The 12,660-nt window shown below is 61.6% G+C and carries 14 protein-coding genes and 2 pseudogenes; 5 read left to right on the forward strand and 11 right to left on the reverse strand.

Annotation, left to right across the window (positions count from 1 at the left end; genetic code table 11):
- Window positions 1–82: 82 nt before the first annotated feature.
- Window positions 83–847, reverse strand: a complete 765-nt coding sequence (locus ACZZZ4_RS26365; protein ID WP_463549186.1) for an AraC family transcriptional regulator — start codon at window positions 845–847, stop codon at window positions 83–85.
- A gap of 146 nt (window positions 848–993) precedes the next feature.
- Between ACZZZ4_RS26365 and ACZZZ4_RS26370 the strand changes: the two genes are divergently transcribed.
- Together ACZZZ4_RS26370 and ACZZZ4_RS26375 are read left to right on the forward strand one after the other, a co-directional pair.
- Complete coding sequence (locus tag ACZZZ4_RS26370) at window positions 994–1,221, forward strand: DUF6555 family protein (protein WP_016775403.1); 228 nt, start codon at window positions 994–996, stop codon at window positions 1,219–1,221.
- A 49-nt stretch (window positions 1,222–1,270) separates the two neighbouring features.
- Window positions 1,271–1,543 carry a hypothetical protein gene (locus ACZZZ4_RS26375; RefSeq protein ID WP_129999626.1) on the forward strand — a complete coding sequence of 91 codons (273 nt, stop codon included), beginning with the start codon at window positions 1,271–1,273 and terminating at the stop codon, window positions 1,541–1,543.
- Between the two features lie 21 nt (window positions 1,544–1,564).
- Here ACZZZ4_RS26375 and ACZZZ4_RS26380 read toward each other — a convergent pair whose 3' ends face one another.
- From ACZZZ4_RS26380 to ACZZZ4_RS26390, 3 genes are all read right to left on the reverse strand, one after another.
- Window positions 1,565–1,732, reverse strand: a complete 168-nt coding sequence (locus ACZZZ4_RS26380; RefSeq protein WP_129999627.1) for a metallothionein — start codon at window positions 1,730–1,732, stop codon at window positions 1,565–1,567.
- Window positions 1,733–1,993: 261 nt separating this feature from the next.
- On the reverse strand, window positions 1,994–2,446 hold the full coding sequence (locus tag ACZZZ4_RS26385; protein ID WP_310406540.1) for a DMT family transporter: 453 nt from the start codon (window positions 2,444–2,446) through the stop codon (window positions 1,994–1,996).
- A 3-nt stretch (window positions 2,447–2,449) separates the two neighbouring features.
- The gene (locus tag ACZZZ4_RS26390) at window positions 2,450–2,935 is read right to left on the reverse strand and encodes a DMT family transporter (protein WP_129999629.1); all 486 of its coding nucleotides are present in this window, start codon (window positions 2,933–2,935) and stop codon (window positions 2,450–2,452) included.
- Between the two features lie 113 nt (window positions 2,936–3,048).
- Between ACZZZ4_RS26390 and ACZZZ4_RS26395 the strand changes: the two genes are divergently transcribed.
- The gene (locus ACZZZ4_RS26395) at window positions 3,049–3,984 is read left to right on the forward strand and encodes a LysR family transcriptional regulator (RefSeq protein ID WP_463549187.1); all 936 of its coding nucleotides are present in this window, start codon (window positions 3,049–3,051) and stop codon (window positions 3,982–3,984) included.
- Between the two features lie 126 nt (window positions 3,985–4,110).
- Here the strand turns inward: ACZZZ4_RS26395 and ACZZZ4_RS26400 are convergent, their stop codons facing one another.
- The 3 genes and pseudogenes from ACZZZ4_RS26400 to ACZZZ4_RS26410 form a co-directional block, all read right to left on the reverse strand.
- Window positions 4,111–4,932, reverse strand: coding sequence for a methyl-accepting chemotaxis protein (locus tag ACZZZ4_RS26400; protein WP_370695145.1), 822 nt, complete (start codon window positions 4,930–4,932; stop codon window positions 4,111–4,113).
- Window positions 4,933–4,968: 36 nt separating this feature from the next.
- Window positions 4,969–5,793, reverse strand: a pseudogene (locus tag ACZZZ4_RS26405) (cache domain-containing protein); the annotation flags it as partial.
- Window positions 5,794–5,989: 196 nt separating this feature from the next.
- The gene (locus ACZZZ4_RS26410; RefSeq protein WP_024013513.1) at window positions 5,990–7,306 is read right to left on the reverse strand and encodes a Na+/H+ antiporter family protein; all 1,317 of its coding nucleotides are present in this window, start codon (window positions 7,304–7,306) and stop codon (window positions 5,990–5,992) included.
- A gap of 1,486 nt (window positions 7,307–8,792) precedes the next feature.
- On the opposite strand from ACZZZ4_RS26410, the pseudogene ACZZZ4_RS26415 reads away from it, so the two are divergent.
- Window positions 8,793–8,939, forward strand: a pseudogene (locus tag ACZZZ4_RS26415) (HAMP domain-containing protein); the annotation flags it as partial.
- A gap of 102 nt (window positions 8,940–9,041) precedes the next feature.
- Window positions 9,042–9,797, forward strand: a complete 756-nt coding sequence (locus tag ACZZZ4_RS26420; RefSeq protein WP_371699990.1) for a methyl-accepting chemotaxis protein — start codon at window positions 9,042–9,044, stop codon at window positions 9,795–9,797.
- Window positions 9,798–9,928: 131 nt separating this feature from the next.
- Here ACZZZ4_RS26420 and ACZZZ4_RS26425 read toward each other — a convergent pair whose 3' ends face one another.
- The 4 genes from ACZZZ4_RS26425 to ACZZZ4_RS26440 are packed head-to-tail and all read right to left on the reverse strand — an operon-like array spanning window position 9,929 to window position 12,530.
- On the reverse strand, window positions 9,929–11,242 hold the full coding sequence (locus ACZZZ4_RS26425) for a sensor histidine kinase (protein WP_415761998.1): 1,314 nt from the start codon (window positions 11,240–11,242) through the stop codon (window positions 9,929–9,931).
- Window positions 11,239–11,907, reverse strand: a complete 669-nt coding sequence (locus ACZZZ4_RS26430; RefSeq protein WP_463549188.1) for a response regulator transcription factor — start codon at window positions 11,905–11,907, stop codon at window positions 11,239–11,241. Before ACZZZ4_RS26430 ends, ACZZZ4_RS26425 begins: the two co-directional genes overlap by 4 nt.
- 3 nt (window positions 11,908–11,910) lie before the next feature.
- Window positions 11,911–12,222, reverse strand: a complete 312-nt coding sequence (locus ACZZZ4_RS26435; RefSeq protein ID WP_129999634.1) for a PepSY domain-containing protein — start codon at window positions 12,220–12,222, stop codon at window positions 11,911–11,913.
- Window positions 12,222–12,530 (reverse strand): PepSY domain-containing protein, encoded by a 309-nt coding sequence (locus tag ACZZZ4_RS26440; protein WP_016775414.1) that lies wholly within the window; start codon window positions 12,528–12,530, stop codon window positions 12,222–12,224. Before ACZZZ4_RS26440 ends, ACZZZ4_RS26435 begins: the two co-directional genes overlap by 1 nt.
- Between the last annotated feature and the right edge of the window lie 130 nt (window positions 12,531–12,660).

The raw sequence follows: 12,660 nt of genomic DNA on the forward strand, positions 1-12,660 counted from the left end.
CAGTCAACATATCCGTTGAATGCCAAGCCGCCATCGCTGGCAAGCCAGCTCCCACAGGGATCTCACAAATCAGACATTAGTCCTACACGGCAAATTGCGAAGGCGCCACCCCAAGCTCCCGGCGAAACATGTCGCTGAAGCTGCTCGGTGAATAACCCAGATCGCGAGCAATGACGCTCACCGCCACGCCCTGAATCAACGCTGCCACCGCTGTGGCCAACTGCACCTGCCGTCGCCATTCAGCGAAGCCCATGCCGAGGCTGTCCTTGAACAACCGCGCCAACGTCCGCACGCTGGCCCCGGCGTGCTCCGCATGCTGCTCGAACGGGATCTCCAGCGACGGCGCCGCCATCACGGCCTGACACAGATTCATCAGACGCCGGTCGGACTCATCCGGCAGCGGAATCTTCAACTGCGAACGCCTGGCCCGGCGCAGTTCCAGCAACGCCAGCCCGACCAGCGCCTCGTAATATTCAGCCTCGCCATTATCGCCCTGCGCCACCAGCCCGACGATCAACTCGCGCAGCAGACCACCGACTTCGATCACCTGCACCGTCGCATCAAGCGTCGCCGCCAGCGCCGGGCGCAGGTAGATATTGCGCATCTGCAAGTCCGACACTACCCGGATCCCGTGCGGCACCCCCGGCGGCAACCACACCGCGCGTTGCGGCGGCACCACCAGCGCTTCGTGCGGGGTTTCCACCCACATCACCCCGCTCATCGCATAGAGCAACTGCCCCCAGACGTGCTCGTGCGGCTCAATGAACAAGCCACGCGGGTAGGTCCGCGCCAGCGGTTGCACGGGCACATCGGTGTCGGTCAGATCAGGAGGCGCGGCGAGGGCCATGGCGAGCGTTCACAGGGGGTTGGCGAAGCCGCCATGGTAACCAGCACGCCCGGCCCTCGCCAACGATAGATACCGTCGGACAATCCAACTGAATTTTCTCGGCACAGCGCGATCCGTTTATTACCACAGGGAGGAATACGGGCTTTATGAACAACGCAAAACTTTACGTCATCGACTACACACTGCATGGCACCCCCAAGTCGTTCATTATCCGCTCGGACAAAATGGACAACGCCGAAGCCTGGCACTGGGCAAGCTGCGACGCGGGCGTGGGTCGCATCCCGCGCTTCGGCCGCGAGAAAGTGCAAAAGACCAGCAAACCGATGGCAGAAAAATTCGGCCTGGAAAACGTCACCTGGCGCCAGACCAACTGACCCCACCGCCTTTACCGCAGGCTTGGCAATCGACAGGGGGAATCGACCGATGACCGACACATATCACCCGGCCCGACTGGACTACGGCCTGACCACCTTCTTCGGCCAGATCACCAAAACGGTGAATTGCGCAGTCGCACTGGAAACGGTCGCGGATGACCCTTATCGCTTCACCTTGTGCGTCCAGGCACCGGTACCGGAAGACCTCGACCAGGCGAAGATTGTGGTGGTCAAAGTCGAAGGGCGAACATTGCAAGGTACGGTGAAGCACTTTGAGCGAAGGGATGACGAAAGTCTGAAAATGGAAGTGGAGCCTGATTAGGCTCCACTTTTTTTGCCGTGATTATTTCGGATGGGCGCAACCGCAACCCTTCATCGCACACTCTTCACCGCCCTTGTGGTGATGAGCGCAAGCCTCGCAGCAATAGTGTTTACCGTGTACAGCGTAAGAATGATCGCCTTCTTTGATCGTGCAGTTGCAGCCCGGGCAGTCGCATTTTTTGTCGGACATGGGACAGACTCCTTGCGTGGTGGTTGTCTGAAGCTTGCGAGCAAGCCATAAGGGACAGTGTAGAAGGTGGTGTTGCAGGCTGGCCAACTGTTGAGAGATTGGGCGACGCAGAAATGGCTTTCGCGAGCAGGCTCGCTCCCACAGGGGTTCACCGCACAAAGCAATGAGCGTTAGCTCAAGTAGCTTTTGATCTTGATCTCAGAGCCCGTCGGCAGGCTGAGCGGAGGGCAACACCCGCAGCACCGGATATGTACTCAAAAATCACTGCGCCTGCCGCGAACTCCGATACATGAATACCAACGCCACCGCCAGACACACCATCGCCAGCATCCGGCTCGAAGACAAGCCGATCGCCGGATTCCCCAACCAGCCAAAATTGTCGATCAACATCCCCATCCCCAACTGCCCGACAATCACCGCCACCGTCGCCACAGCCGTCCCGACCACCGGCACCGCGCCCACCATCACCATCATGTACACCACGCCGAACAGCGCCCCGGTCAACTGCCACTTCGGCACCTCAAGCAGACTCACCGCCTGCGCCGGTTCGAAAAACAGAATCAACAACCCGGTCACCACCGTGCCCACCGCAAAGGTCAGCAAACTGGAGCGCAGCACACCCACCGTCTCACCCAAACGCCCATTGATCGCGGCCTGCACACTCAACACCGCACCGGCCAATACCACCACCGCCAACAAAATCACCAGACCCATCACTCACCCCCGCGCAATCAGAACCAAAGCCACCACAATCAAGCCCAACGCCAGCCAGCGCTCGCCGTTGACCTTCTTGCGCGTCGCGCCGAACCAGCCGAAATGGTCGATCAGCACACTCTTGCCGACCTGCCCGGACAAAATCGCAATCATCGTCATGGCAATGCCGATGTGCGGCGTCGCCAGCGTCAGCACCACCACGTAGATCGGCCCTAGAAAACCGCCGATCAACTGCCAGCGCGGCAACTCGGTCAGCGCCGGACCTTTCTGTGGGCCGGCGAACAACAAAAGTAAAAACAGAATCGCCGAACCCACGCCGAAGATGCTCAACGTCGCCCACAAATGCCCGACCTGCTCACCCAGCGGCCCGAGCAACCCGGCCTCGACCGACAAGCCCATGCCGGCAAGGATCACCAGCGGCAGCAACAGCAGACGCAACATCGATTTTTTCACCGGTGCGGCGACCAATCCCTCATCCAACGACTGCATACCTGACCTTCCACGCTCAAAAACAATGGCGCGGATTATCGGCTGGCGCCGCTGTGCGATAAATGGGAGCATCCGGACAACACTTTTGCGCAACACGCACAGAGAGACACGGCATGCACGGGCTCAACGAACTCGGATTCAAAGCGCTACGGCTGTTTGTGGCGGTCCTCGACCACGGCAGTTTTTCCGAAGTCGCCCGCCGCGAAGGCGTCGCGCCCTCCTCGATTTCGCGGCAGATCCAGTTGATGGAACAGGCGCTGAACCAGCAATTGCTCTACCGCCACACCCGCGCCGTCACCCCGACCGAAGCCGGGCGCACGCTCGGCCACCATGCGCGGTTACTGCTGGTGCAATTGGAAGAGGCCGAGCAGGCGTTGCAGGAACAGCAAAGCGAACCCACCGGACTGGTGCGCATCAATGCCCCGGTGGTGTTCGGCCAACGCCATCTGACGCCCTGGCTGGGCGAGCTCTGCGCGCGCTATCCGAAGCTGCAATTGGATATCCAGCAAACCGACCATTACATCGACCCGCTACAGGAAGGTGCCGACCTGCTGTTTCGCATCGGCGCGCTGCACGATTCGAGCATGCAGGCACGCATTCTCGCGCCGCACCGCTTTCAGGTCGCCGCCAGCCCGGCCTATCTCAAACGCCATGGCACGCCGCAGCATCCCGACCAACTCGCGCAACATCAGTGCCTGGCCTACAAAGGCGCGGCCGGTCAGCAGCGCTGGTTTTTCCGCCGTGATGGCGAGGACTGGACGCCATACACCGTCAGAGGCCCGATCACCGGCAACCACGCCGACACCCTGACCCAGGCCGCTCAGCAAGGGCTGGGGCTGGTGATGTTTCCGTCGTGGCTGATTGGCGAAGCGGTGCGCGAGGGCACACTGGTGCCGGTGCTGGGGGAATATCAGGTGTCGAACAGCCTGGAACCGCAGCAGATCGCGGTGCTGTGGCCCGGGAGCCGGCGGCTGTCGGTGAAGGTAAGGACGGTGATCGATTTCTTCATCGAATGCTTCGGTGAAATCCCGTATTGGGACCAGACTTGAAAGCTACAGAAACTCAAATGTGGGAGCGGGCTTGCTCGCGAATGCGGTGTGCCATGCAACCCATTGGGGGTCTGACACAACGCATTCGCGAGCAAGCCCGCTCCCACAATGGATTATCGTGAATCTTCAGATACGGAACTGTCCCACCAGCTTGCCCAACCGCTGCCCCAGCTCCGCCAGACTGCGCGAGGTCTGCGCGCCCAGTTGCGTTTCATCGGCGACGCTGTCCACCGCCACCGCAATCTGATGCACGCTGCGGTTGATTTCTTCGGCCACGGCCGTCTGCTCTTCCGCTGCGCTGGCGATCTGCGCGTTCATCGAGTTGATCGTGGCGATCAACTGCGCCATGGCATCCAGCGATGCACCGGCCTGATTGGCTTGCTGCGAAGTACCATCGCCAGCCTCGCTGGAACGGCGCATGGCCTCAACTGCCTGCTGCGTGCCGGCCTGCAAGCGGTCGATCATGCCCTGGATTTCCTGGGTGCTGATCTGCGTGCGGCTGGCCAGTGCGCGTACTTCGTCGGCGACCACCGCAAAGCCACGACCGGCCTCACCGGCACGTGCCGCTTCGATCGCGGCGTTGAGCGCCAGCAGGTTGGTCTGCTCGGCAATCGAACGGATCACCCCAAGCACGCCGACAATCGAACTGACGTCCTGCTGCAAGCTGTCCAGCGACACGCCGCTGTTGCGGATATCGTCGACCAGCGCATGAATCTGCTTGATGCTGCCCGCCACCACGCGCTTGGCGCTCTGGCCTTCTTCGTCGGTCTGCTGCGCGGCGACGGCGGCGTTTTGCGCGCTCTTCGCCACTTCCTGGGCGGCGGCGGACATTTCGTTGATCGCCGTGGCGACCTGATCGGTTTCGTGGCGTTGACGCTCCATCGCCTGATCGGAACGCTGCGCCTGTTCCGAGACCTGAGTAACCAGCCCGGTCAGTTGCGTGGTCATCTCGGTGATCTGCCGCACCAGACCGTGGATCTTGTCGACGAAGCGGTTGAACGAGCCGGCCAACTCACCGAGTTCGTCCTGGCTGGTGATGTTCAGGCGTCGGGTCAGGTCGCCCTCGCCAGCGGCGATGTCGTCGAGGCTGGCTTTCATTTGCGTCAGCGGACGCAGAATGGTGTTGGCCAGCAACATGCCCGCCGCCGCGATCACCAGCAGCACCAGCACCGCGACGCCGACAATGCTCAGCACCACGCCTTGCACGCGCTCCTGCACTTGCGCCTCGACCTGCGCCACTTGCGCTTCGATGCCGTCGAGGTTGACCGAAGTACCCACCGCCATGTCCCACTTCGGCAGGTATTCGGTGTAGCCGAGTTTCGGCACCAGCACCTTGGCGTTACCCGGCAGCGGCGAGCTGTATTGCAGATAGTGGGTGCCGTCCTTGGCCACTTTGACCAGGCCGAGGTTGACGTAGACGCCGTTCGGGTCGCGGTTGTCCTTGAAACTTTTGCCCACGCCGTCGGGGTCGTTGGCCTTGAACAGGCGTACGGTCTCTGAGTCGTAGCCGAAGAAGTAACCGTCCTTGCCGTAGCGGATGCCCGAGAGCAGTTTGATCGCCTGGGCGCGCGCCGCGTCGTCGCCCGGTGCGGCGGCGTCGTACAGCGGTTTGATCGTGGTCATGGCCACGGCAACGTAACTTTGCAGGGTGGCCTTGGCGTCGCTGAGCAGCCGCTCGCGGGTCTGTTCGACCTCCTTGCGCGCCTGTTCCTGGAGGATGAACAGCGTGGTCACGCTGATGACCAGCGCAAAGAGCAGCACCGGCAGAACGGCAAGGGACAGGACTTTAGCCTTGAGACTCAGGCGCATCGGGGGACTCACTCTTTTGATTTTGTTGGCGTGGTTAAAGGCTTTAACGGCACGCCGGGGCAAAAGTTGAGTCTTGAAACATCGCAGCCCCTGTGGGAGCGAGCTTGCTCGCGAAGGCGTCGTGTCAGTCGCTGCAACTGCGACTGATCCACCGCTTTCGCGAGCAAGCTCGCTCCCACAGGGGTTGGTGGGGCGTTTAGAGAACCATCGCTGCAACCCAGCCAAACACCAGCAGCGGCAGGTTGTAGTGCAGGAAGGTCGGTACGACGGTGTCCCAGATGTGGTGATGCTGGCCGTCGATGTTCAGGCCCGAGGTCGGGCCGAGGGTCGAGTCCGAGGCCGGCGAACCGGCATCGCCCAGCGCGCCGGCAGTGCCGACGATGCAGACAATGGCGATCGGGCTGAAGCCCAGTTGCACGCACAACGGCACGAAAATAGCCGCCAGAATCGGCACGGTGGAGAACGACGAGCCGATGCCCATGGTCACCAGCAAGCCCACCAGCAGCATCAACAAAGCCCCGACGCCTTTGCTGTGATTGATCCAGGCCGCCGACGATTCGACCAGCGTCTGCACCTGCCCGGTGGCCTTCATCACCTCGGCAAAGCCTGAGGCGGCGATCATGATGAAGCCGATCATCGCCATCATCTTCATGCCTTCGGTGAACAGATCATCGGTCTCGCGCCATTTGACGATGCCCGACACCGAGAAAATCAGGAACCCGACCAGAGCGCCGATAATCATCGAGTCCAGCAGCAACTGCACCACGAATGCCGAAGCAATGGCCACACCGGCGATCATCAGGCTCAGCGGGTTGTAGTGCACCGCCGTCTGCTCGACCTGTTCGATCTTCGCCAGGTCATACACGCGCTTCTTGCGATAGCTGATGAACGCCATCGCCAGGCCGAAAACCATGCCCAGTGCCGGGATACCCATGGCGTGGGTGACATTGATGCCGCTGATGTCGACGCCGCTGCGGGCGACGTTGGCCAGCAGGATTTCGTTGAGGAAAATGTTGCCGAAGCCCACCGGCAGGAACATGTAAGGGGTGATCAGGCCGAAGGTCATGACACAGGCGATCAAACGGCGATCGAGTTGCAGCTTGGTCAGTACATATAGAAGTGGCGGCACCAGCAGCGGAATGAAGGCGATGTGGATCGGCAGGATGTTCTGCGAGGCAATCGCCACCACCCACAGCAGGCCGATCAGCAGCCATTTGACGTTACCGCCGCCGGTTGCATGCTGCCGATCCACCATAGCCAGGGCCTTGTCGGCCAGCGCATGAGCCAGGCCGGATTTGGCAATCGCTACGGCGAAAGCGCCGAGCAAGGCGTAGGACAACGCCACTGTCGCGCCGCCGCCCAGGCCGCTGTTGAACGCCTTGAGTGTTGCGTCGATGCCCAGACCACCGGTCAGGCCACCGACCAGCGCCCCGACGATCAGCGCGATCACCACATGCACGCGCGACAGGCTGAGGATCAGCATGACGCCGACGGCTGCTATGACTGCATTCATTTCACTACCTCAAAAAACACTGCGGGTGAAAACACACCGCCAGACAGGATGAGTCCGCGCGGGATTGGCCGGCGGATGTGTACAGAGGGTCTTATTAGAAGGGGGCGCACTTTGAAGGAAGCAGCGGCAAGCTTCAAGGGGGCAAGCTACAAGCGGCAAGTTTCGAGCGGCAAGCGAAAGCGAAAAGCGAAAGCGAAAAGCGAAGACGGTGACGGTGACGCTGTGGCTTGGAGCTTGGAGCTTGGAGCTTGCAGCTTGCAGCTTGCAGCTTGCAGCTCAAGAAAGCTGCTTTTCTGCCGCTACAGTGCAAAGTCTCAGATATTTATCGGATAAGGATATTTCCATGTCGCTCAGACAACTTTCCATCCAATGGAAAATCACCCTGCTCGCCGGCCTCTGCCTGGCCGGTATCGTGACCCTGTTGGTCGGTCTTTCGCTGTATCGCATGGAACACAGCTCGGCGCTGGTCAAGGCCTCGAGCATGGAGATGCTCACCGAGTCGGCGCAGGCGCGGATTGAATCGCAAGGTGAAGTGCAGGCCGCCGGCATTCGCCAGCAATTCATGGACGCCTATCAATACGGCCACGGTTTCTCGCGGCAGGTGCTGTTTTTGCGTGAGCAGGCCGAGAAGCGCTTCCTCGATGCTTTCGACCTGCGCGAGGACATGACCCGTCAGGTCAAATCCGCGCTGCAAGCCAACCCGGACCTGCTTGGCCTGTCGCTGGTGTTCGAAGCCAATGCACTGGACGGCAAGGACGAACTGTTCGCCGACCAGGCTGAGCTGGGCAGCAACGACAAGGGCCGTTTCGCCCTGTACTGGTCGCAGCCGACCCCGGGCAAAGTCACCTCGATGGCGCTGCCGGAAAGCGACATGAGCGACGCCAGCACCGGCCCCAGCGGTCAGGCCGCCAACGCCTGGTTCACCTGCCCGCGCACCACGCTCAAACCGTGCGTGATCGAGCCGTACTTCTACGTCATCGACGGCCAGAAAGTGCTGATGACCAGCATCGTCTTCCCGCTGCAGGTCAACGGCAAAGTCATCGCCTCGCTGTCGGTCGACATCAACCTCAACAGCCTGCAAGCGATCAGCCAGAACGCCAGCCGCAAGCTGTATGACGGCCAGACCGCCGTCAGTATCGTCAGCCCCGCCGGCCTGCTCGCCGGCTACAGCCCGGATGCCGGCAAACTCAGCCAGCGCCTGGATGCGGTGGATCAGGCCAGCGGCAGCGAGTTGCTGCGCCTGCTCGCCGCGAGCCCTGGCGTAAGCAGCCTGCACAGCAATGGCCAGTTGAAGGTGCTGTCGCCGTTCCAGCCAATTCCCGGTGGACCGGCGTGGGGCGTGCTGCTTGATGTGCCGGAGAAGGTCCTGGTCAGCCGCGCCGAAGCGCTCAAGCAGCAACTGGATGCGAGCAACACTTCGGGCACGCTGATTGAACTGAGCCTCGGCCTGCTCGCCGCGCTGATCGGTTTGCTGCTGGTGTGGCTGATGGCGCGCAGCGTGACCAGACCGATTCTCGGCGTGGCGCACATGCTTGAAGACATCGCCAGCGGCGAAGGCGACCTGACCCGGCGTCTGGCCTATGACAAACAGGACGAGCTCGGCCAGTTGGCCGGTTGGTTCAACAAGTTCCTCGACAAGCTGCAACCGGTCATCGCCGAGGTGAAACGCTCGGTGCAGGATGCGCGCAACACCGCTGACCAGTCTTCGGCCATCGCCACCCAGACCAGCGCCGGCATGGAGCAGCAATACCGCCAGGTCGATCAGGTCGCCACCGCGTCCCACGAAATGAGCGCCACCGCCCAAGACGTGGCGCGCAGTGCCGCGCAAGCCGCCGAGGCCGCCAAGGACGCCGACCGCGCCACCCGTCAGGGCCTGACCGTGATCGACCGCACCACCGCAAGCATCGACACCCTCGCCGCCGATATGAGCGCCGCGATGGTTCAGGTCGAAGGGCTGGCTGCGAACAGCGAGAAGATCGGCACGGTGCTGGAAACCATCCGCGCCATCGCCGAGCAGACCAACCTGCTCGCACTCAACGCCGCCATCGAAGCCGCCCGCGCCGGTGAAGCCGGACGCGGCTTTGCCGTGGTTGCCGACGAAGTGCGCAACCTTGCGCGCCGCACTCAGGAGTCGGTGGAGGAAACCCGCCAGGTCATCGAGCAATTGCAGAACGGCACGCAGGAAGTGGTGGGCTCGATGGGCAACAGCCATCGTCAGGCTCAGGGCAGTGTCGAGCAGGTTGGCCAGGCCGTGACCGCGCTGCGGCAGATCGGCGATGCAGTGACCGTGATCAGCGACATGAACCTGCAAATCGCCAGCGCTGCCGAAGAGCAGAGCGCGGTGGCCGAGGAGATCAACAACAACGTGGCGACAATACGCGATGTGACCGAGTCGCTGTCCGGACAGGCGAATGAATCGGCGCGGGTGAGCCAGTCGCTCAACAGCCTGGCGAATCAGCAGCAGCGGTTGATGGATCAGTTTCGGGTCTAGAATCCACCGCAAAACCCGATGTGGGAGCGAGCCTGCTCGCGAAAGCGTCGTATCAGTCAGCGAACATTTATCTGACAGATTGCATTCGCGAGCAGGCTCGCTCCCACAGGGGATGTAGGGTGTTTTGGCAATTAGCGCTTAGGCAGTTCAATCACCACTTTCAACCCGCCCCACTCGCTTTCCCCCAGCACCAGCAAGCCACCCCACGTATCGACAATATCGCGCACGATCCCCAACCCCAGCCCATGCCCATGGGTCTGCTCATCCAGCCGCGTGCCACGGCTGAACACCTGAGTGCGCTGCTCTTCGGGAATCCCCGGGCCGTCATCTTCCACGCTCAGGGCAAAGCCGTCAGACCGTTCGATGACACTCAAGCGCACTTCGGCATCGGCCCATTTGCAGGCGTTGTCGAGCAGGTTGCCGAGCAGTTCGAGCAAGTCCTCACGGTCCCACGGCAGCTGCAGCCCGGGCGGTGCGACGTAGCTCAAGGCCAAATGTTCGCCGTGAATCATGTTCAAGGTCGCCAGCAAACCCGGCAGCTCGGCATCACAATCGAACAACGCGCCGGGCAGCGCATCCCCGGATAACCGCGCCCGATTGAGTTCACGATTGAGGCGCTGCTGCACCTGCTCGAGTTGATCCTTGAGAATCCTGCGCAGCTCGGGATGGTCATCGAGCTTGTCGCTGGAGGCCAGACTCAGCAGCACCGCCAGCGGGGTTTTCAGCGCGTGGCCGAGGTTGCCAAGGGCATTGCGTGAGCGCTTGAGGCTGTCTTCGGTGTGGGCGAGCAAATGGTTGATCTGCGCCACCAGCGGCTCCAGCTCTACCGGCACCTGATCGTCGAGTTGCGAGCGCTGGCCCTGTTGCAACTGGGCGATCTGTTCGCGCGCGCGTTCCAGCGGTTTCAGCGCGCGGCGCACAGTCAGGCGTTGCAGGAACAGGATCAACAGCAACGCCGCCAGCCCAAGACCAAGGCCAATCTGACGCATGCGCTGAAAACTGTCGCTGACCGGCGTGTAATCCTGGGCGACGCTGATCGAGATCGACTGACCCAGGCGTCGATAGTCCGAGCGCAATATCAGCAAGCGTTGCCCGCCCGGGCCCAGTTGCAGGTTGCTGTGCAGCCCCGGGTGGGGCAGCAGCGGCAGTTCCTGATCCCACAGCGAGCGCGAACGCCAGTGGCTGTCGGAGAAGTCGATACGAAAGTAGTGCCCGGAAAACGGCCGCTGATAGGCCGGCGACAGATGCCGCTCATCCAGCTGCAAACCTTGCGGGCCGCGCACCAGCGCCACCAGCAGGCTTTCGCTGTCGTTGCGCAGGCCGGCTTCGAGGTAGCGCTGCAAACCGACTTCGAACAACCACAGGCTGGTTTGCGCCAGTACCAGACCGACGACCACCATCACACTGATCAAACCCAGGCTCAAACGGCGCTGGATTGACCTCATGAACCTTGCCCGCCGAACAGGTAACCCTGGCCGCGACGGGTTTCGATCACGCTTTTGCCGAGCTTGCGCCGCAGGTGATTGACGTGAACTTCGAGGACATTGGAGTCACGCTCGGTTTCACCGTCGTAGAGGTGTTCGGCGAGGTGGCTTTTCGAGAGGATCTGTTCGGGGTGCAGCATGAAATAGCGCAGCAGACGGAATTCAGCGGCAGTCAGCTGGATATCGGCGCCGTCGCGAACCACGCACTGGCGACCTTCGTCCAGATGCAGGCCGGCGGCTTGCAGGGTCGGCTGGTTGGCCTGGCCCTTGGAGCGGCGCAACAGCGACTGAATGCGCAGATACAGCTCTTCCGGGTGAAACGGTTTGGTCAGGTAATCGTCAGCGCCCGCCTTCAGCCCTTCAATGCGCTCGGCCCAGGAATCACGCGCGGTAAGAATCAGCACCGGAATCGCCAGACCGGCGGCGCGCCACTGCGCCAACACCTCCAGCCCCGGTACGCCGGGCAGGCCGAGGTCGAGGATGATCAGGTCATAGGGCTCGCTGCTGCCCTGATATACCGCGTCTCGACCATCGGCCAGCCAATCCACCGCGTAGCCTTGGCGTTGCAGGCCGGCGAGCAATTCGTCGGCCAGCGGTACGTGGTCTTCCACCAGAAGCAAACGCATCGATCAATCTTCCTTGTCTTTGACTAACTCGCCGGTATCGGCCTTCAGGTGCAGCTCGCGCGCCACGCCTTCGACCGTCAGCAATTCGACTTCGTAAATGTACACGTCGTGTTTTTCTTCCAGCTCGACTTCCAGCAGCTTGGCGCCGGGATAGCGATCCATGGCCTGCTGCAGCACTTGCTCCAGCGGCAGGATCACACCCTCGCGACGCAGGGTCAGGGCCTCGTCCTGATCGAGGTCGCGGGCCATGGCCGTACTGCACAACAACACCAGCGCCAGTGCCGTGAGGCGGGTGGCGCGACTATTCAGCTTCATTACGTATCCTGATGATCCCTGAGCACTTCACCATCGACCGCGTTCAACTCCAGATCCCACTTCAGCCCTTTCGGGTCGCGCAGTTCGATCTGGTAAATGAACTTGCCGTACTCTTCCTCCAGCTCGGTTTCGGTGATCTCCGAACCGGGGTGTTTTTCCAGGGCGATGGCGTTGAGCTTCTCGAAGGAGACGATAGTACCAGCGTCGCGCAAACGAAGCGCTTCGTCAGGTCCGAGATCGCGCGCCAGCGCGGTATTGGCGCCAAGGCCGAGGATCGAGGCAGTGGTCAGGGCAGTCAAGGTTTTCATGGATGTCTCCAAATTCTTATGTGTTGCTTACGGTGGGCACCATAGCGGGGTCAACTTAACTGAAACTGAATGGCCATCATTGTGCCCTTTCCGCTGGACCACAGACTGATGGATAACTCTGTGGGAGCGG

It is taken from the genome of Pseudomonas sp. AC252 (assembly GCF_979258105.1).